13 protein-coding genes and 1 tRNA gene are annotated in these 19,187 nt (G+C 36.3%); 4 read left to right on the top strand and 10 right to left on the bottom strand.

The genetic code is table 11. From position 1 onward, the window contains the following. Nucleotides 1-409: 409 nt before the first annotated feature. The 3 genes from ELS83_RS18530 to ELS83_RS18540 form a co-directional block, all read right to left on the bottom strand. Nucleotides 410-700, bottom strand: a complete 291-nt coding sequence (locus ELS83_RS18530; RefSeq protein ID WP_171597035.1) for a hypothetical protein — start codon at nucleotides 698-700, stop codon at nucleotides 410-412. Nucleotides 701-1,036: 336 nt separating this feature from the next. Continuing rightward, complete coding sequence (locus ELS83_RS18535; protein ID WP_171597036.1) at nucleotides 1,037-2,254, bottom strand: site-specific integrase; 1,218 nt, start codon at nucleotides 2,252-2,254, stop codon at nucleotides 1,037-1,039. Between the two features lie 310 nt (nucleotides 2,255-2,564). Continuing rightward, a tRNA-Arg gene (locus tag ELS83_RS18540) sits at nucleotides 2,565-2,638 on the bottom strand. 253 nt (nucleotides 2,639-2,891) lie between these two features. Between ELS83_RS18540 and ELS83_RS18545 the strand changes: the two genes are divergently transcribed. The 3 genes from ELS83_RS18545 (at nucleotide 2,892) to ELS83_RS18555 (ending at nucleotide 8,374) form a co-directional block, all read left to right on the top strand. Further along, nucleotides 2,892-5,372 carry an AsmA family protein gene (locus ELS83_RS18545; RefSeq protein ID WP_171597037.1) on the top strand — a complete coding sequence of 827 codons (2,481 nt, stop codon included), beginning with the start codon at nucleotides 2,892-2,894 and terminating at the stop codon, nucleotides 5,370-5,372. 154 nt (nucleotides 5,373-5,526) lie between these two features. After that, on the top strand, nucleotides 5,527-7,635 hold the full coding sequence (locus ELS83_RS18550; RefSeq protein WP_171597038.1) for an LruC domain-containing protein: 2,109 nt from the start codon (nucleotides 5,527-5,529) through the stop codon (nucleotides 7,633-7,635). A 106-nt stretch (nucleotides 7,636-7,741) separates the two neighbouring features. Then, on the top strand, nucleotides 7,742-8,374 hold the full coding sequence (locus ELS83_RS18555) for a hypothetical protein (RefSeq protein WP_171597039.1): 633 nt from the start codon (nucleotides 7,742-7,744) through the stop codon (nucleotides 8,372-8,374). Between the two features lie 350 nt (nucleotides 8,375-8,724). Here the strand turns inward: ELS83_RS18555 and ELS83_RS18560 are convergent, their stop codons facing one another. The 7 genes from ELS83_RS18560 to ELS83_RS18590 all read right to left on the bottom strand — a co-directional run bounded on the left by ELS83_RS18560 (nucleotide 8,725) and on the right by ELS83_RS18590 (nucleotide 17,772). Then, nucleotides 8,725-9,903, bottom strand: a complete 1,179-nt coding sequence (locus tag ELS83_RS18560) for a TolC family protein (RefSeq protein WP_171597040.1) — start codon at nucleotides 9,901-9,903, stop codon at nucleotides 8,725-8,727. After that, nucleotides 9,893-12,985, bottom strand: a complete 3,093-nt coding sequence (locus ELS83_RS18565) for an efflux RND transporter permease subunit (RefSeq protein WP_171597041.1) — start codon at nucleotides 12,983-12,985, stop codon at nucleotides 9,893-9,895. The genes ELS83_RS18560 and ELS83_RS18565 overlap by 11 nt, the downstream gene beginning before the upstream one ends. 46 nt (nucleotides 12,986-13,031) lie before the next feature. Next, nucleotides 13,032-14,570 carry an efflux RND transporter periplasmic adaptor subunit gene (locus ELS83_RS18570; protein ID WP_171597042.1) on the bottom strand — a complete coding sequence of 513 codons (1,539 nt, stop codon included), beginning with the start codon at nucleotides 14,568-14,570 and terminating at the stop codon, nucleotides 13,032-13,034. Between the two features lie 79 nt (nucleotides 14,571-14,649). Then, entirely contained in the window at nucleotides 14,650-14,991 is a 342-nt protein-coding gene (locus ELS83_RS18575; protein ID WP_171597034.1) for a hypothetical protein, read from the bottom strand. 690 nt (nucleotides 14,992-15,681) lie between these two features. Then, nucleotides 15,682-16,341 (bottom strand): acetyltransferase, encoded by a 660-nt coding sequence (locus ELS83_RS18580; RefSeq protein WP_171597043.1) that lies wholly within the window; start codon nucleotides 16,339-16,341, stop codon nucleotides 15,682-15,684. Between the two features lie 240 nt (nucleotides 16,342-16,581). After that, nucleotides 16,582-16,914 carry a hypothetical protein gene (locus tag ELS83_RS18585; RefSeq protein ID WP_171597044.1) on the bottom strand — a complete coding sequence of 111 codons (333 nt, stop codon included), beginning with the start codon at nucleotides 16,912-16,914 and terminating at the stop codon, nucleotides 16,582-16,584. Nucleotides 16,915-17,172: 258 nt separating this feature from the next. After that, nucleotides 17,173-17,772, bottom strand: coding sequence for a T9SS type A sorting domain-containing protein (locus ELS83_RS18590; protein ID WP_171597045.1), 600 nt, complete (start codon nucleotides 17,770-17,772; stop codon nucleotides 17,173-17,175). Between the two features lie 406 nt (nucleotides 17,773-18,178). Here ELS83_RS18590 and ELS83_RS18595 point away from each other — a divergent pair, with 406 nt between their 5' ends. Further along, nucleotides 18,179-19,177 carry a sugar phosphate isomerase gene (locus tag ELS83_RS18595; protein WP_171597046.1) on the top strand — a complete coding sequence of 333 codons (999 nt, stop codon included), beginning with the start codon at nucleotides 18,179-18,181 and terminating at the stop codon, nucleotides 19,175-19,177. Nucleotides 19,178-19,187: the final 10 nt, after the last annotated feature.

Below are 19,187 nucleotides of genomic sequence, written 5' to 3' on the forward strand. Positions count from 1 at the left end.
TCATGATCATGGCTAATTCTCTAAAATAAGTATCCAAAAAAAGGATGCATAAGCCAATAGCTTGTTGTAGTCATGAAGCTATTGTAAGATCAAAAAGTATCTCTTAATTTTAGGTATCGATTTGTCCAATTGGTTTTGACGTCATACATTCTCCAACCCCTGTTTCTATTGTAATTTTTGCAAAGAATAGCTTTGAGTTCCTTTTGCCCAAAGAGATGACATTTTTAATGTATTTCTCTATTGTCTTATTCTCTGTATCTTCCTTTACTTCTTTCAAAAAATCAAGAAGAGAATTGATGTCTTCGTCATTTTTGTACCTAGTGAGTTCAGATAAGAATTTATTGCCGTGATTGTTTTTATTTGTAACTAATAAGAAATCAGTTTTCTTTATAAAATTGAGGCTATTACTCTATGATTTTATAATCTCAGTCCAATTGCTTAAGGTTTTCCAAAGGTCTATATCCATAAGTGTAAGGTTCTGAGTTTCTCCTTCGGAATTCTTTAAAACACTATTTTTGGTCTGATAAAGTATTTGTCCACTCGGAGTATCAATATGAATGTCGTCTTTAACTTCAAAACCGATCTTCTGACCAGGAATCAGTTGTAGTGATAAGTACATGAAGTAGTAAAATTGATAATCAAAACCAATTGCTTGTGGACCTGCGGTGTGTTGTTCAATAACTTTGTTTTTTTTTGTCATTGGCTATTAGTTAAGTTGAAACTTTTATGGAAAAGTAGGCAGAAACTGTGCTTTTCAATACAAGTTAGAAGTGCATGTTTAACCTTATTCTTTAATCCCTCCAAAACTATTAGATCCATTATTCTGTTGCTTTGACAGAGAAGGTCAATAAAATTAATTAAATGATATACAAAGTACAATTGTAATATTTTGTTTAGAAATGTTCTAATTAATCATGTAGGTCACGTATTAATAATTTGCTAGAGTGGGTTAGGCTGGGCTGGGCTTGGTCTTTTGAGATGCGAATTGATAAATTCTATCTGAATAAATATCAATGAATTAGTTTGGAAATTGTATTTATCTGAGTTTTAATTTCAATTTATTCATATCTCTACTGACTTTTTCATTCACAACTTTAGAATAAATTTGAGTAGTTCGAATATTCTTATGTCCCAGCATCGAGCTTATAGATTCGATAGGAACACCATTGGCTAAAGTCACTGTTGTTGCGAATGTATGTCTGGCAATATAAAAAGTTAAGTTTTTAGTAATTCCAGTTAGGTCAGCTAGTTCTTTTAAATAAGCATTTAGTTTTTGATTGCTGAGGTGGGGAAGTATATGGTTCTCAGACTTTTTGCCTGGTGATGATTTATATTTTTTTATTAATTGTTCGGGAATAGGAAGTAATGGAATATTTGAAGGAACTTTGGTTTTCTGTCGTTGTGAAATAATCCAATTATTACCATCGATTCCTTTTCTGATGTTTTCTGTAGTAAGGTTGGTAACATCAATATATGCCAAGCCAGAATAACAAGAGAATAAAAAGATGTCTCTTACAAAATCTAAACGTGGGATTGATAGATTTAGGATTTCAAGTTTTTTAAGTTCTTCTTTAGTAAGGCACTCTCTTTTAACTTCTACCAAAGTAGATTTGTATTTTGTAAATGGATCTTTTTTTATCCATTCATTTTTAATAGCAAGAATAATTATCTTTTTAAAGTTTTTAATGTATCTATTCGTTGTGTTATTATTGCATTTACCAACTGTTTTCAAATAGTGTTCAAAATCTACAATAAAAGAATACTTAATTCGGTTTAGAGGGATGTCTTTAAGATTATATTGGTATTTAAGAAAATTCTTAACGTGACCTAAAGCTGTATTATACCTCCCTAAGGTGCCAGGAGCGTAAGAAACTCCAACCAAGTCTGAAATTTGTTTATTGTGATATTCAAATACTTCCAGAAGCATTTTTCTATCTTCATCAGTGCCAAGAAAACGAGCTTTAAGCTTTTTTGCATTGATTTCTTCATCATTCTTTACCATTTCGGTATGATGATCGTAAATTCGGTTTTTTATAGCGTCCAGAAATTGATTTATTTGGACTCCACCTTTCTTTTTAGAAAAGGCTTTGCTCAATTTGCTATTCCATTTTAAAGGATGAATATATCTTCCTGTAGCTATTTCAACACGTTCTTGCTCAATAGATATGCGCATGTAAATAGGGGCTTCGCCATACTTATTGCTACGGTTTTTTCGTATTAAGAAGCTGATATTTAAGGTGGAAAAATTGCTCATGCTCTGTTGATTTTACAACAATTGATATCGGTTTTTACCAAAAGTTGCGTAAATTGATGAATGATGTTTAGTACAATTTACGAAAAAACAAGCACTTATAAAAATGAAAAATTAAAGTTGGTGTCGTTTAATATGTTTTAATACAGATTGTTATGTGGGTTACGGTGAACAGTTTAGGAGTGGGTGTTTGTTCACCTGTGAGTTCCCTTTCCCAATGGTATTATTTGAAATAGAATGAATGAAGGAAAAACAAAAACACCTGTAAATCAATGGATTTACAGGTGTTTGATTCTAAATGAATCCTAAGTTGTGAACACGGAGGGAGTCGAACCCCCAACCTCCACAGCCGTAATGTGGTGCACTATCCAGTTATGCTACGCGTCCGTTTCGCCTTAAAGACGCTGCAAATATAGGGAAAATTAGAGACGTAATGCAAGTGTTTTTACGCTTTTTTTTAGAAAAAAATAATTCCAAAAGCCCTGTCAAATCTTAAAAAACTCTAAATCTTTCACATAGGCCTGAACAATACTTTAAAAAAGATTAATTTTACCAATAATTGATTTTCTGATCATCGAAAGATAGAATTGGAACAGTATTTTTCTATTTTTGTTATGTAAAACCAAAATTCACTTTATATATGAAGAAGTTTCTTAAAATTTTTGGAGGAATATTTGTTTTCCTTTTGGCTTTGTTAATTGTGTTGCCATACTTTTTTAAAGATCAGATATTTGAAAAAGTAAAGCAGGAAGTTGACAATACCCTCGATGCAAAGGTAGAAATTGGAGATCTGTCTCTATCGATGCTAAAAAACTTCCCGAACCTTTATATCGAATTGCAGAATGTAAGTGTGGTTGGAAAAAATGAGTTCGAATCAGACAGTCTTGCTTTCGTGAGTAGATTATATACTGCGGTTGATTTGTCGTCTGCTTTATCGGGGTCGAAAATTGAGGTTGGAGCAATTGTACTGGAAGACTCTAAGGTGCTGGCTAAAGTGTTGGAGAATGGAAAAGCCAATTGGGATATCGTGAAATCTTCGGGAGAAGAGGTAGTTGAAGAGGAGAGCGGAGAAGCATCTGACTTTAAAGTGATATTCGATGAGGTAAGAATAGAGAACTTTGCAGTAGTTTACGATGATGCAAGTTTGCAAACGCTTTTTGCCATTGAGGACCTGGATTTGAATTTAAGTGGGGATTTTTCTGCCAAAGAAACCAACCTGGATGTTCATACGACCTTAAGTGGAATCAGCCTGGATTATGAAGGAACGCGCTACTTAAATAGAGCCAATATGAATCTAACGGCTGATATTGCAGCTGATTTAGAAAATATGGTTTTTAAATTCATGGAAAATCAGTTGGGCATTAACGACCTTCATTTTGGAATAGATGGACAGGTAGGCATGTTGGATGATGGTTACAGTATGGATTTGAAATTAAAGGCTGATAAGACCGATTTTAAATCGCTCCTGGCTATGGTTCCAGATGTTTTTAAATCGGACCTGGAAGGATTGGAAACAACCGGACAGTTTGACTTAAGCGCATTTGCAAAAGGGGAATACAGAGAAGAATCTTACCCTGCCTTTGGTGCCAATTTAAAAGTTGATAAAGCAAGCTTAAAATATGCCGATTTGCCTGAATCTGTTGAAAATATTCAGATTGATGCAAAAGTGAATCACCCGGGAGGTGAACTGGATTTACTGACTACAGATGTTAATAAATTCCATTTCGAGGTAGCCAATAACCCTTTCAATGCCGAACTGCATGTGAAAAACCCGATTTCAGATCCACTTTTAAGTGGTTTCTTTAAAGGAGTAATCGATTTTGAAAAAATCAAACATGCCATTCCGATGGATAGCATTAAAATTGCTGGTAAGGTGAATTCTGATGTTGTATTCAATGGACGTTATTCAGTCATCGAAAAAGAGGAATACGAGAAGTTTATGGCCAAAGGAAGCGTGGTGTTGAACGATTTTGTGTTTACCACTCCAGATTTCCCTCAAGGTGTAAAAATCCTGAAATCTGTTCTTGATTTTACCCCTCGATATATTAGCCTGAACTCTTTTGACTCAAGAATCGGTAAATCCGATATCCAATTGAAGGGGAAGATTGAGAATTACATTCCTTATGCCATGAAAGGGAAGGTATTGAAAGGGAATTTCAATATGAGCTCTAATATGATGGATTTGAATGAGTTCATGACTGAAGAAGTGGAGGAAACCGAAACTCCTACCGATACAGTACCTTTATCGGTAATCGAGGTACCGGCAAATTTGGATTTACGATTAAGCTCGAACTTTAAGACCATCCGTTTCGATAAAATGGATATTAAAGATGTGAAAGGATTAATTGTAGTAAAAAACGCGGCTGCTAAACTTACCAACCTTTCCATGAATATGCTAAAAGGGCAGATGACCATGAACGGCATGTACAAAACGCTTGATGTTAGCAAACCAGAAATCGATTTTGGCTTGGATATCAACAACTTTGATATCAACGACGCTTACCATTCTTTGAGCATGATTAAGCAAATGATGCCAATTGCGATGAATTGTGAAGGAAAGGTTTCTTCGGATATGAGTATTACGGGTTTACTTGATGCAGAAATGAATCCAATTCCTTCAAGTTTAAACGGGAAAGGTTCACTACACTCCCGTAAAATCCTGATAAAGGAAAACAAAGCCTTTGATGCATTGGCCGCGGCCCTTAAAAATGACGAGTACAAGAGAATTTCGGTAACCCAATTTGATATGGAATTCGTGATTACCAATGGGAATGTAGAGGTAAAGCCATTTACTGCAAATGTTGCAGGTAATCCGGCTACGATTTACGGTACACAGTCGGTCGATGGCAAACTTAATTTTACAATGGATATGAAATTGCCTAAAGAGGATTTGGGTAGTGATATTAATGCGATGTTTGCCCAGGTTCCTGGATTAGATAATGTTCCTGCATTTGATGTAGCAGTTAAAATTACAGGAACTGTAGATAATCCTGTGGTGAAACCAGATTTGAGTAAAGCCATTAAGCAAGCTCAAAAAGCAGTAGCAAAAGAATTGGAACGTAAAGCCAAGAAAGAACTGGAGAAAAAAGGTAAAGATCTTTTAAAGAAACTGTTCAAGTAGAACGATTAAAATAAATTGTAAAGCGGATAGCCTTGGTGGTTATCCGCTTTTCGTTTGTAATGGTTCTAAGTAATCCGGGAACAGTAACAATTTTGCTTGCCTGACGTATCAAAAGACTATTACAGTTTAATTTTAATAAAACTACTATTGACTTATGAGACTACTTAAATTTACCCTATGGTATTTTTTTGCCATATGCGTAAGCATTGGCTTTTATGCATGTTCTGATGATGGAACAGACGATAATGGTACTGTTGACCCACCTGAACAGCCTGGCAAATACGCTGGTTTCGATTTTAAAACTACACAGGAATACGATATTCGCTTAACTGCCTCGAGTGCAACCAATACTGCTATCGATGGCGTGTATATTGAATTGTTCACAGAAAAACCAATTGATACAGCTGGTTTATTTGTTCCCAATTACGAGAAAGTCAGATTTTTTAAAGGTTTAACCAATCCAAATGGATACCTGGAGTGTAAATTAAATCCGCCAGCAAGCGCCGATAGTTTGTATGTGCTGACCTATCATATTGGTTTGCCACAGCTAACAACAGTGGCTCTTGAAAGCGAAATTATTAATATTGAACTTGGCGGTGATATTGCCAGCAAATCAACAACGAAAACAAGTGTAAAAGTTGATGAAATTCCAGATGTAGATGAAGATAATGGATACTATATCCTTGGTGACTGGGGCAAGAAAGGAAAACCGGAATACCTGGAAGCTGAAGATGATGAAATTACAAATGATTTTCTCGAAAGAGTGAATGCATCTGTTCCTGAAACCAAACCTTTGACCGAAACACATCCGGAATACCTGGAAAACAGTGATGATGGAAACATTGTGATGGTGGAAAATGGTGAAGTATGGGTAACCTTTGTGCACGAAGGAGCAGGCTGGAAAAATGCTTTGGGATACTACACTTATCCAACAGAAAATCCACCGGCAAGTGTCGATGATATTGAAGACATGACCATTATATTCCCTAATGTTTCGATGGGTAATAAAGATGAAATTCAATCGGGAAACAAAGTACAATTATTGTATTTGAATCAGGAAGAAGAGGAGTATGAAAAACTATTCCCAGCAGGCAGAACCATTGGTTGGTTCCTGGTTGCACATGGCTGGCAAGATGGAAAACGAGAAGTTGATGAAGGTGTATACACCCACTATTCTAATATTTATTTAAATATAGAAGAGACGGAAGATCTACAAAAACACAATATTGTTTTATTCGACGACGATACTGAGCGATTTGTGTTGGCCTTTGAAGATGTTGCCAGAAATTCATCAGCTTGTGATAATGATTTTAACGATGCAGTATTCTATGCTACTTTTAATCCAATTACAGCAGTGCAAAAGGAAGATTACCAGGCAATTGATGATGAAAATGATGATACGGATAATGATGGAACCAGCGATGAGTTCGACGAATATCCGGAAGATCCGACAAAGGCATTTAATAACTATTATGTAGCTGAAAACGAGTTTGGAACACTTGCGTTTGAAGATCTTTGGCCGGCAAAAGGTGATTATGATTTTAACGATTTGGTGGTTGCATATAACTTCAATCAAATTACAAATTCGGATAATAATGTAGTTGAAATACAAGCTAAAATGCAGGTACGTGCTATTGGTGCATCAAAGAAAAATGCTTTTGGATTTTCATTGGATGTAGCGCCAAATGCGGTTGCTTCTGTCACAGGTCAGCAAATTACAGGCAATTATCTGAATATTGCTTCCAATGGTACCGAAAATGGTCAATCAAAAGCAACAATTATCTGTTTCGATGATCCTTATAATATCATTGAGCATCCTGGAGGTGGAAGTGGCGTAAATACATCTCCTTCGGCACCTTACGCAACGCCTGAAACCATGGAAATGGTGATTGTAATGAGCGAACCGGTTCAAATGGATAATATTGGAACGCCTCCGTTTAACCCATTTATTATTGTGGATCAGGAGAGAGCAATGGAGGTTCATTTGCCAAATCATGAACCAACTGATCTTGCAGATCAAAACATGTTTGGCTCCTATGATGATGATAGTAATGCAGGTGCTGCAAAATATTACGTTTCGGATCAGTTTCTTCCTTGGGCGATCAATTTACCAGTAACTTTTGATTATCCTGCTGAGAAGAAGAGTATACTAAATACCTATAACCATTTTGACAGCTGGGCAAGCAGCAATGGTGAGCTAAATAAAGATTGGTATATGGACGAGAGCGGATATAGAAACTCAAGTAATATTTATTCCAAATAATCTCAAAGTAAATAGTTGCAAATGAGAGGCCTTTTCGAGGCCTCTTTTTTTTTGACCATCCTTATGAGTTTTAGTATCTTGATATCTAAACCTCTATCACACATTCATGAAACTTAAAATTTTAATTGCTGTTCTTGGTCTTATGCTTATTGCTCGAACCCTTAATGCACAGGAAAGTAAAACTTCAAGCGACAATTTTTATATCGATTTATCGGCAACATTGGGAAATTTTTATGGTGGTGATATCTCCTTAAATTACATTCACAACAACAAAGTTTCCTTCCAGTTTTTCTATAACAGATTTGAACGAAAAGATCCATCCGTGCCTGCGGATTACAGTGGTGGTTTGGTCGACCTGTTTACATTTGGCGGAAAGTACCCTAACGAGCGCTTAGAATCGATAGGTATATTGGGAGGCCTGGTTTTACCATACAAGGGAAGTAAAAAGGGAAGGTGGAACCTAAGAGCTGGTTTTGCATATTCCAAGTTTAGAAAACCTATGAACTATGAGAAGTTGGATGCTGGTATTGTTGGGAGTTTATTTGTTGGTAATTATAGCTGGTTGTTTGAGGAAAGTGAAAGCATGAGTCTTGTTCTAAAGCCCGAATTGGAGATTGCATTTTTCAAACATGTGGGAACTGGATTTCATGCCAATCTTATTTATAATAAGCATGCATTTATTGTAGGGTTGGGACTTAGTATAAAGTTTGGTTTTGTGAGAGGAAAACTAGCAAATTAAAGGCACAAAAAAGGACGGCAACCACTCCGTCCTTCTTCATATTCACTTTAAAACCTGAACTTTCCACGGAAAATTCGTTGACAATATATGAATAAAATTATAATGGAACAATAAAAAGGTTAATAAAAATTAAACAAAACTAATTAAATAGATTCATTATCAATTAAATAGGTGTTTGATTACGGGAAAATAACAGGAGGGTGTAAAATACAAAAGAGGATGGTAACCACTCCATCCTCTTCTATCTATTCACTTTAAACCTTAAAAACGGAAATCGTTTTGCTTGTTCTACGCCGCTTGTTTCAAAAAGGTTTTAAAAAAAGTGGTATTTTAACTCATTCCAAATAATATTACAGTTTATATTTCAGTAATTCGGTAATGGTTTTGTAATATTCATGCTCTACTTCAAGGTAAGTGTCAACACTTTCGTAATAATAAATATTTTCGGTAAGATATTCAATTACAGATATTTCGCTATGATTTAGTGCTTTTTGAAGAAGCGTGTCATATCTTTTTTCTGTAAAAATACTTTCATACTCTTTCAGGCTTTTTTCAAGATTTAAAAAGTTTCGAAAAAGTTTCAAAAATTTATTTTCGAGCTCCATTTTTCCAATTAAAAATTCTTCTTTGCTAAATTGTTCAAGAAGTTTGGCGCGTTTCACCTTGTTCTTATTTTCCCATAAAGGTATACTTAATCCAAGTTTCATACCGTTGGCTTGTTTCATGATATCTGAATTCAGGTAACGATAGCCGATACTTAATTTAGGAAGCGAGTTGCTTTTCACAAGCGAAGTCTCTTTCGCGGCAATTTTTTCATTGGCACTTAAAAGCTTCATTTGTGGATCAGCTTGTAAGGATTCTAAGAGCAATTCCTGCATTTGCTTATCAATACTCATTAGAGGATACTCTAGCAGCCTAAGATCTATTTCCTTTCCGCCGTTTAGTGTAATCAAATCATCAGTAAGATTCGAAGTTTTACTTTCAATCATTTTTAACTGATTGGCAGTGTTCAAACGAAGCATCTTAATTTTATTGGCCTCAAGTATGGTTGCATCGCCCTCCTCCAGTCGTTTTTGAAAAAGTTCATTTAACTTTTCAGCATTGTTCAAACGTGCATTCAGCTCAACTTGTTGCTTGTTGTAGTAAATTAAGCGTATGCAAAGTAATTTTGCCTCAAGTAGAATCTCCTGCCTCGATTTTGCCTTGTAATTTTCAGTATTGGCAATTTGCTCTTTTTTTAACTGATTTTTATACAAGTAGCTTGTCGGAAAATCAAAAGATTGGCTAAGAAGTATTTCATAAGGTTTTCCTTCTTCAGATGAAAAGCTCTTTTCCCACTCGAATTCAGGGTTGGCCAAATTCGTTTGAGCCTTGAATGCCAGTTTTTGGGCTTCAAAAAACTGTTCATTTGCTTTTAGTGCAGGATTGTTTTTTTCAATAGTTGAAAGCACTTCTTGAACCGTGTTTTGAGCCCTTGCTGAAAGGCTCAAAACCAATATCATGCTTAGGAGTATTATTTTATTCATCATCTTTCTTTTTCTTGTTTAATACCAGGTAAACGATCGGAATAACATAGATATTCAGAAGGGTAGAGGTTAGCAATCCTCCAAGAATTACAATCGCCATAGGGCTTTGAATTTCATTTCCAGGCTGATCGCTGGCCAGAGCCATAGGAATCAAAGCCAGGGCCGCTGTTAAGGCTGTCATCAAAATTGGGCTCAATCGATTCACCGAACCACTTAATATGATCTCCTTAAGCTGTAAACCTTTTTCCTGTAAACTCTGATAGTTTGATATCAGTAGAATTCCATTTCTGGTCGCAATGCCAAATAAGGTTATGAAACCAATAATTGCAGGAATACTTAGCATACCAGAAGTAAAGAAAATGGTAAACACACCTCCAATTAAAGCCAAGGGTAGATTGAGCATGATGATTCCTGCCAACTGAGAACTTCTAAATTCCTGGAGCAGGAGAAGGAAGATAATCAGTAAACTAAATATGGATGCAATCATTAGAATTCTGGAAGCTTTTGCCTCACTTTCGAATTGTCCGCCATATTCAATGCGGTATCCTTCTGGCAGCTTGATGTTATCGTCCACACTTTTTTGAATATCGGCAACAATACCACTCAAATCTCTATCGGCAACATTGGCCGATACAACCAATTTTCGTTGTACATTTTCACGACTTATGGTATTTGGTCCCGATAAAGACTGAATATCGGCAACATAGCTGAATGGAACTTTCTTTCCATCCCAGGTGTCGATTAAAGCATTCCTGATGGCTTCAATACTTCCTCGATTTTCTTCGTTGTATTTTACAACCAAATCGAAGGCCCTGATTCCTTCAAATACATCAGAAACTTTTGCACCCCCAAAAGCTACATGAATAAACTCCGAAAACTGTGAGATTGAGATGCCATATTTTGCCAGCATATCTCTTCTTGGAGTAATTCTTACCTGTGGAATTTCTACCTGCTGTTCAACGTTCACATCAACCACACCTTCTATGGTTGAGATGGAAGCTTTAATTTGATTGGCAGTTTGAAACATCAGGTTCAAGTCGTCGCCAAACATTTTAATGGCTATATTGGCTTTGGTACCCGAAAGAATATGGTCTATTCTATGACTTAATGGTTGTCCGATGGCAAAATTAACGCCCTGAATCTGGTTTAGTTTCTCCCTAACTTCCTGTAAAAATTCCGATTTACTTCGATCCGTCAATATGAAAGGAACCTCAATTTCTGACGTATTCACACCAAAGGAATGCTCATCCAGCTCTGAACGACCCGTTCTTCTGGCTGTGAGTTTAACTTCGGGAATGGTTAGCAGTGCCTCTTCGGCCAATACCTTGGTTTTATTCGATTCCTCGAGAGCAATACCTGGTTTTGTAATCGCAGTAATCGTTAAAGATCCTTCATTAAAATCGGGCAGGAAGTTACGCCCAAGACTTGTTAATGTAATAATGGATGCAATAAACAAAACAGCGGCTCCTCCTAAGATTAACTTTTTATGATTTAGTGCTGCTTGTAATGAATTTCCATACCATTTATTTAATCGGGAAACCAACCAGCTTTCCTTACTTTTTTTATCGAGCATTTTATCGCCGGTAAGCATAAAACTGCACAGCACAGGAGTTAGTGTTATGGCCACGATTAAGGAGGCAAATAACGCTACAATAAATGCAATACCAAGAGGTTGAAGCATTCTTCCTTCCATCCCGCTAAGGAAGAAAAGAGGCAAAAATGCCGCGATAATAATAAAGGTTGCATTAATAATGGACGACCTGATTTCGCAAGAAGCATCGTAAACCACTTTGATAGGATTTGTTCGCTTTTCTTTTGGCAGAAGATGATTTTGCCTTAAACGCTTGTACACATTTTCAACATCAATAATGGCATCATCTACCAAATCTCCAATGGCAATGGCCATACCGCCAAGTGTCATGGTATTAATGGTAATTCCTAAAAATTTTAATGTAATTACGGTTACCAGCAAAGAAATTGGAATGGCCAATAGTGAGATCATAGTGGTCCTGTAATTCATCAGGAACAGGAACAGAATTACGATCACAAATACCGAACCTTCCAACAAGGCTTTTTGCACATTTCCAATGGAAGAGTTAATAAAATCCGCTTGACGGAATATGTGTGTATTTACATTGATTCCCTCTGGCAATGATTTGGATAGCTCTTCGATTGAAGCATCCAGTTTTTCTGTTAGCTTTAGCGTATTTACACCGGGCTGCTTTTTCACAGTAAGCAATACCGATTGCTTGGCATTGATTGTTGCAGCACCAATTTTGGGAGCCGCGGCAGCTTTCACTTCTGCAATATCGCTAATGCGGATCGGAACGTTATTGTACATCTTAACAACAGAGTTGCCAAGTTCTTCGAAGTCTGAAGTTCGCGCAATTCCCCTAATGTTATACTGATTTCCATATTCGTTAATGAAACCTCCGGCAGAATTCTGATTGGTTGCTTCGGCAGCTTTCATCAGCTCATCGATACTTACATGATAGTATCGCATTTTTTGAGGGTTCGCAAGGATTTGGTACTGTTTGTAATCTCCACCAATTACCACCACCTGGGCAACCCCATTAATAGCTAACAATTGTGGCCTGATGGTCCAATCGGCAATGGTTCGCAACTCCATCGGATCAACAGTATCCGATTGTAAGCCAATCATTAATACCTCGCCCATGATCGACGACTGAGGAGCAAGGGTTGGATTTCCTGCACCTTCGGGCAATAATTCAGACAATGGCATTAGTTTTTCACTAACAATTTGCCTGGCTCGATAGATATCTGTTCCCCATTCAAACTCAATCCAAACAATGGAAAATCCTGCTGAAGATGAAGAACGTAACCTTCTCACATCGGTGGCTCCATTTACGGCAGTTTCGATGGGAAAAGTAACTAACTTTTCCACTTCTTCCGGTGCCATACCATGAGCCTCGGTCATAACAACTACGGTTGGAGCTGTTAAATCCGGAAACACATCCACATCCATATTTACTGTAGTGTAGCTACCGCCTATAATAAGTAGGGCAGAAACAAACATTACAAGAATGCGGTTGTGCAATGCATATTGTATGATTTTATTTAGCACAATGTATCTTTTTAAATTTTTAAAATCGGTAAATAATTTCGAACCATTAATGTTCGTGAGAATGAGCTGGTAAGGATCCTGCCAAAGAAGCAAGTTTCACAAAGTAAGCTCCTTGTGTAACAACTCTGTCACCCTCATTTAATCCGTTAAGGATTTCCACTTCACGACCATTATCGGCTCCAATTTTGATAAATCTTTTTTCAAAACTTTCGCCACCAGTTTGAACAAAAACGTATTTCAATCCTTGATCTTCAAGAATTGCCGATTTTTCAATGTGCAATACGTTTTTGGCATTTTCCGATTTCAAATAGACCTCGACAAATGAGCCTGCGTAAAGTTCTGGTGTTAAATCCAACTCAAAATACAATGGTGTGGTATAATCTTCCTCATGGATATCCTTTCCGTAGGCAATGATTCTACCATTTAATTCTTCGGTACTAAACACCTTATCGCGATAAGGAAGCTTAAAATTGGCCGATTTAATATGAGTCAGTTCCTGCAAGTGCTTTTGGTATACATCAGCTTTCAGCATTAATTTCGATCCTTGATCTACTTTCGCTAATACACTTCCTTTTTCAACATATTGTCCTTCGTTAACGTAGATGTTACAAACAAATCCGTTTACCGGAGAAAGAATGGAAAGTCCGTTGGCGGTAAAATTCTTGTTGATACTGTTGAATTGAACCTTAGCATTTTCATAGGCCGATTTGGCCTCAAGGAAAGCTTTTTCAGTAACAATTTTATCTTCTCGCAAGCTTTTTGCCCTTTCAAATTCAGCTTCTGTTTTTTCGAGCTTTAGTTTTGCTTCGGTGTATTGTGTTGATAAGTTGCTGCCAGCCAATTCTTTACCAGAAATGGTGAACAATGGAGCATTTTTACGAATGGTTTTTCCTGCCACAATATCGGTCGAACTAAAGTGTACAACACCACTTGTTTTAGCAACTACCTGCTTCTCCATGTTTACAGCTGGTTGTAGTGTGCCAGTTGTCTTGATAATGTTTTGGAAGTTAGAATTTTTAACTTCAGCGGTAGCAAAATCAATTTTCCATGCCTGTTCTTTCAGGAAACTGATCTCATTATCCGTTCCTGATTCCTGAACTGCTGCATTGTCAGCTTCTGTATGATCCTTATAAACAGGGATGTTTTTGGCAACAAACTTTTCCTTTCCATACTTCGAATTCACTTCAAATACCAATGTTGCCGAACCTGCTTTTTTAGGCATTAGCGCAGGTGTAAAAATGCCATTTCTGCTTGGTGCATTTACAGTGTTTGCGTAGCCTTTTCCTTCTACCATAAGAATGACTTTTACACTTCCTTCTGTATAAGGTTTGTAGGTTTTTAAGTTGGTTAAGTGTGTGGTAAATTTCGATACATGATCTAACATGAGTTTAGGAAACTCTACAAATAACTCTGTGTTTTCGTTGTATAAAGTAAGGCTCATTGTAGAATGATCTTCTTCGCCATGAGCTGCGTGAGTATCAGGGCCATGCGCATGTCCACCATGATCGTGTCCGTGCGAATTGGTATTTGGCTTACATGCCATTAATAATGATAAGGCAAAACTTATCCAGATATATCGTTTCATTTTATTCATTTCTTGAATTTATAACTCATAATTTCAATAGCCGAGCCGGAGTTTAGGTTCCCCGACTCAGCTAATTTTTTTAATGCTTGTGCCCGTGATCGTGATCGTGATCGTGATCGTGGTCGTGATCATGGTCATGATCATGTCCCTCTTCATGTTTGGTGCTATCTACTTCAAACTCTTCCTGGTGATGCGCACTGTCATGATCATGAGAGTGAGCTCCTTCGCCATGGTCGTGTCCGTGATCATGGTCGTGACCTTCATGAGAATGGATTTCTTCTTTTTTCTCAGATTTTTTACCTGAATTAGCACATGATGTAAATAGCAGTCCACAAATGGACAGAACAAATAATAATTTTTTCATTGGATTGAAATTTGAGTTAGGTTGCAGAAAAACAGGCAAATACATATTATAGTACACAGTGTTTATCTACAACACTTGTTATAAATGATATTAATAATGAGTTTAAATGTATTGTGTAGTATGTATCATAATGTTGTAATGTATGACACAATGATTGCATGAGAGCAATATAAATACTACAAGCATATTCTTTAAGCTAAGAATGAACTGGGCGGACCTCTCCTAGGAGGCGTAAACCTGAGTGGTTCGGGAGTTAATTGTTGGTTGCGTAATTTAAAGCTATGTAGCTTTTTACTTTCCTCACAATCCAGTTGGACATGATCGGCCTGAAGGAAAACCTTATAAATATTTTCCTTTTGAACTCTGTTGTGAGTAAGAACGCAGCATGTTTCACCACTGGCTTCATGACTGTGACTCCAGTGCACACCATTATGACGATGAGCATTAGCATGAGAGTGCGAATGTCCATGATGATGGCTTTTTATTACCGAGACATGATGGTGATTATCGAATTGATGAATGTGGTGGTCATGAGGAACAATATCGTGTGCCAGCAATACCAACATTGGTATTACCATACTCAAACACATCAGATAGTTTTTAATCTTCCTCATTTACGCAATTGTTTGCGACAAATATAAATTATCAAAAATAGAAATCCAATACCTAAGATATGTGATTAATATTTCTCTAACAAAAAATCCATGAAAATGTATTCATGGATTTTTATAATAAATTGATTAATAGTTAATACAGCTCGTGGCTGATTTTTCCTTCCAGTTTTTTTGCAGGGTTGCCTACATAAACGCCCCATTCTTCCGTTTTTTGTTTTGTTAAACTTGCACCCATGGCTAGCAGGGTGCCTTTGGCCAAATGAGAATAATCGCGAATGGTTGCATTCACTCCAAAAAAGCAGTAGGATTCTATGGTACAATGACCCGACATGACTACATGGGAGGTGAAAAAAACGTGGTCTTTAATTTCGCCATGATGCCCAATGTGATTGCCACTCCATAGAACCACATTATTGCCAATTTTAGTAAATGGCTGCAAGGTATTATCTTCCAGTATGAAACAGTTCTCACCAATCTCGTTCCCACAAACCGTAGCTTTTGAACTGATGTATGAAATGTAATCGTAACCTTTTTCTTTTCCAGCCAGGTATACTTTTTCTCTTAACTGGTTCATTTTTTTACCAGTCATAGGTGCAAATAGTTTGTATTGGCTTGGTGGGTATTCATTTTCCACGCTTTCAAAAGCCACCACTGGCAGTCCTTTGAAAGAATCTTCTTTAATGTATTCCTGATTTACCGTGAATGCCACAACTTCGTGCTCACTGTCGTTTTCGAGGTACCAATGAGCCAGTTCAGCAGTGTCTAAAATTCCGAAAATAATTACCTTAGCCATACCATAAATTTGTTTGTGCTTAAAAAAGATCCGATTGAGTATTTTCCAATTGTTCGTAGGAAGTGAGGTAGATGTGCTTGTCTATCTATAAGATAATCAAGATCATAATGAAAAACAAATTTAATTGTACTCTAGTTTTATTTTTGATAAATAGATTTTGATTGTAAGATTACACTAACAGGTACAAAAAAAGGCCGCTCCTAAATAGTGCGACCTTATCAATATCTTTTAAAAAAAGTCTTATGACTCTTTGCTGCATTCTTTTTTGCAATCACCTTTGCATTCAGTTGCTGCAGTAGCTTCTGTTTTTTCTTTCGAACAACAAGATTTATTAGCTTCGGCTTTTTTGTCTTCGCAACAAGATTTTTTAGTTTCAGCAGTAGCTTCCTTTGAACATTCAGTTTTTGTACCGTGAGTACATCCTTGTGAACATCCTTTTTCTAAATCTGCACTAGCTTCAGTTTTTTCTTTTGAACAACAAGCTTTTTCTTCAGCTGAAGCCGTTTTGGTTTTGTTTCCACAAGAGCTTAATACGAATCCGCAGATTGCGATAGCAAATAATAGTTTTTTCATTTTTCTGATCTATTTAAATAAAATTAATTACCCCTTTATTTTAGAATCGTGAATATATCCTTTATAGCTATTATTTGCAAATCAATTATTATGATATCTGGATAGATAAATTAAATATCGAAAGGGTTTGGGTAGGACTATGATTTGGGAATGAATATCTTCTAAAAAAAATAAGTGTATCTCTGTTTTTAAAGGGATACACTTATTAAAAAAATGTGATTCTTAAGAATCATCTGGTCACTCGACCCACATTGGTCATTACTTTCTGAAGGCATAATTGTAAACTTTTTCGTTTGATGTTAGACGAACTTTATAATTTCCTTCAGGCAATGCAGTAACATTGAATTTCTTCGAAAATGTTGGTGCAGATAAATATGACTCTTCAAACACCTCGTTTCCATAAGCATCGATAATCGATAGATTGAATTTTTTGTTTTCGAAAGACAGGTAGCTAACAAACAGACTGTTATCTTCAGATCTGAATAAAGTTTTTTCAGCTAATTTTTTAGCAGTTTCAACTTTTAGTTTGCTGTCTTCTACCGAAAATTCTTTTTCTACTTTGTTATCGGCTCCTACAAGAACAATTTTGTAAACACCATCTTCCAGGTATGAAAAATCGAATAACTTCTGGTCGGTTGTAGTACTGTTTACTTTTTTAGAGTAGTACAAATTACCTTCTGCATCGTAAATTTTCATTTTCAATACCGACTCGGTTGGATTGATAATTGATACAATGGATAAATCGGTATCCAAATAAGGGTTGATTTTGATGTTACCTGTTGCAAATGCCGAACTTGCTCCCAAGAAAAGTATTACTCCCAATACGAATCCTTTTAGATTTAAATTTGCTTTTTTCATTTGATAAAAATTTAATAATTAAATGTTAATAAAATCAGCTCTTGTTTTTTCTCTTATGCTGATGTTGTAAATCTATGTATTCTTGCTAGAAATGATCTAAATAAAATCTCCCAAAATCGAAGAAATAACGAAAAAATGAACTTATAACGGTTTCGGAAAGCCCCGAAATTGTTTGCGTTACGTAGATTTAATAAAGAATTTTGTCATTATTAACATGATTCTTGCATTTAAGAGGTTTATGATAACGTTTACGGAATTTTGGAAAAAGGGGCAAAACGTCATTTTTTGACTGAACTGGAAAAAAAGTGATCAAAAAATGATGGAATTTTGAGTTTGAAAATGGTCAATTAGGACTATTTTTGATGCCGAAAATAGATTGCTATATATATTAAAGAAGCTTTTATAAATGAAATATCAGAACCTGATTGATTTTTCGGTTCATCCAAGCGATGTGAATCGATTTGAAAATGCCTGGGAAGGGTTGTCGGAATATATTGAGCAGAAAGATTTGGATGGAATTGAATTGTTGATTGGCTATGAAGATCAGTCGGATGAAATTCCAAAGGAGATTGTAAAATCGGTACACTTGCCTTTTTGGGTTACCTGGTTGAATGTTTGGAGAAAGGGAGAGGAAGCTGTAAAAAGTTATTTCCCGGAAATGTCGGAAGAGTACTTGAAATTTTGCTGTGGTGGGAAGAATCAAAAGGAAATGGTGGCGGCTCAAAGAAAACTTTGGGAGAATGCGGCTGCTTATGAACCCGCACATGCCGTTTTACATGCTGCACATGTTGAGTTGGAACATTCCTTTACCAGGGATTTTACCTATAAGAGTACAGAGGTACTTTCAGCTTTTGCCGAATTATTGAATCAAACAACAAAGGAGTTTAATGGAAGCGAACCACCTGTAAAGTTGGCAATTGAAAATTTGTGGTGGCCAGGTTTGGATTTATTGTTTCCTGCAGTTGCTGATGATTTTGCAGCCCAGCTTCATTTTTCGAATTGGGATTTACTGCTCGATACAGGACATTTAATGAATACCAATCCTGCACTGCGTTGCGAAGATGAAGCCGTTGATTTTGTTTTGGATCGAATCAGTCGTTTATCGAAAGAGATGCAGCATAAAATAAACAGTTTGCATCTAAACTTAAGCTTATCGGGAGAATATCAGTTAAAACAAGTAATGAATGGTTTACCTGAAGACTGGAGTCAATTGAGTCATTTGGATAAATATACCTGTGCAAGAAAACATGTTTTGCAAATCGATCAGCACATGCCATTTCAAACAGAAAGAGTAAAAGAGATTATCTCTGAAGTGAATCCTGAAATTGTGGTACACGAATTTATTACAAAAGATATTCAGGAATTTTCACAGAAATTGGAGATACAAAGAAATAATTTAGCCTAGGACACGTCTT

Source organism: Marinifilum caeruleilacunae (assembly GCF_013141825.1).
Taxonomy (GTDB): domain Bacteria; phylum Bacteroidota; class Bacteroidia; order Bacteroidales; family Marinifilaceae; genus Marinifilum; species Marinifilum caeruleilacunae.

Bases quoted from the DNA above. Each gene is read 5' to 3' on its own strand.
- ELS83_RS18560 (WP_171597040.1), bottom strand. From the start codon at position 9,903: ATGATGAATAAAATAATACTCCTAAGCATGATATTGGTTTTGAGCCTT.
- ELS83_RS18570 (WP_171597042.1), bottom strand. From the start codon at position 14,570: ATGAAACGATATATCTGGATAAGTTTTGCCTTATCATTATTAATGGCA.
- ELS83_RS18580 (WP_171597043.1), bottom strand. From the start codon at position 16,341: ATGGCTAAGGTAATTATTTTCGGAATTTTAGACACTGCTGAACTGGCT.
- ELS83_RS18590 (WP_171597045.1), bottom strand. From the start codon at position 17,772: ATGAAAAAAGCAAATTTAAATCTAAAAGGATTCGTATTGGGAGTAATA.
- ELS83_RS18585 (WP_171597044.1), bottom strand. From the start codon at position 16,914: ATGAAAAAACTATTATTTGCTATCGCAATCTGCGGATTCGTATTAAGC.
- ELS83_RS18550 (WP_171597038.1), top strand. From the start codon at position 5,527: ATGAGACTACTTAAATTTACCCTATGGTATTTTTTTGCCATATGCGTA.
- ELS83_RS18595 (WP_171597046.1), top strand. From the start codon at position 18,179: ATGAAATATCAGAACCTGATTGATTTTTCGGTTCATCCAAGCGATGTG.
- ELS83_RS18555 (WP_171597039.1), top strand. From the start codon at position 7,742: ATGAAACTTAAAATTTTAATTGCTGTTCTTGGTCTTATGCTTATTGCT.
- ELS83_RS18545 (WP_171597037.1), top strand. From the start codon at position 2,892: ATGAAGAAGTTTCTTAAAATTTTTGGAGGAATATTTGTTTTCCTTTTG.
- ELS83_RS18530 (WP_171597035.1), bottom strand. From the start codon at position 700: ATGACAAAAAAAAACAAAGTTATTGAACAACACACCGCAGGTCCACAA.
- ELS83_RS18535 (WP_171597036.1), bottom strand. From the start codon at position 2,254: ATGAGCAATTTTTCCACCTTAAATATCAGCTTCTTAATACGAAAAAAC.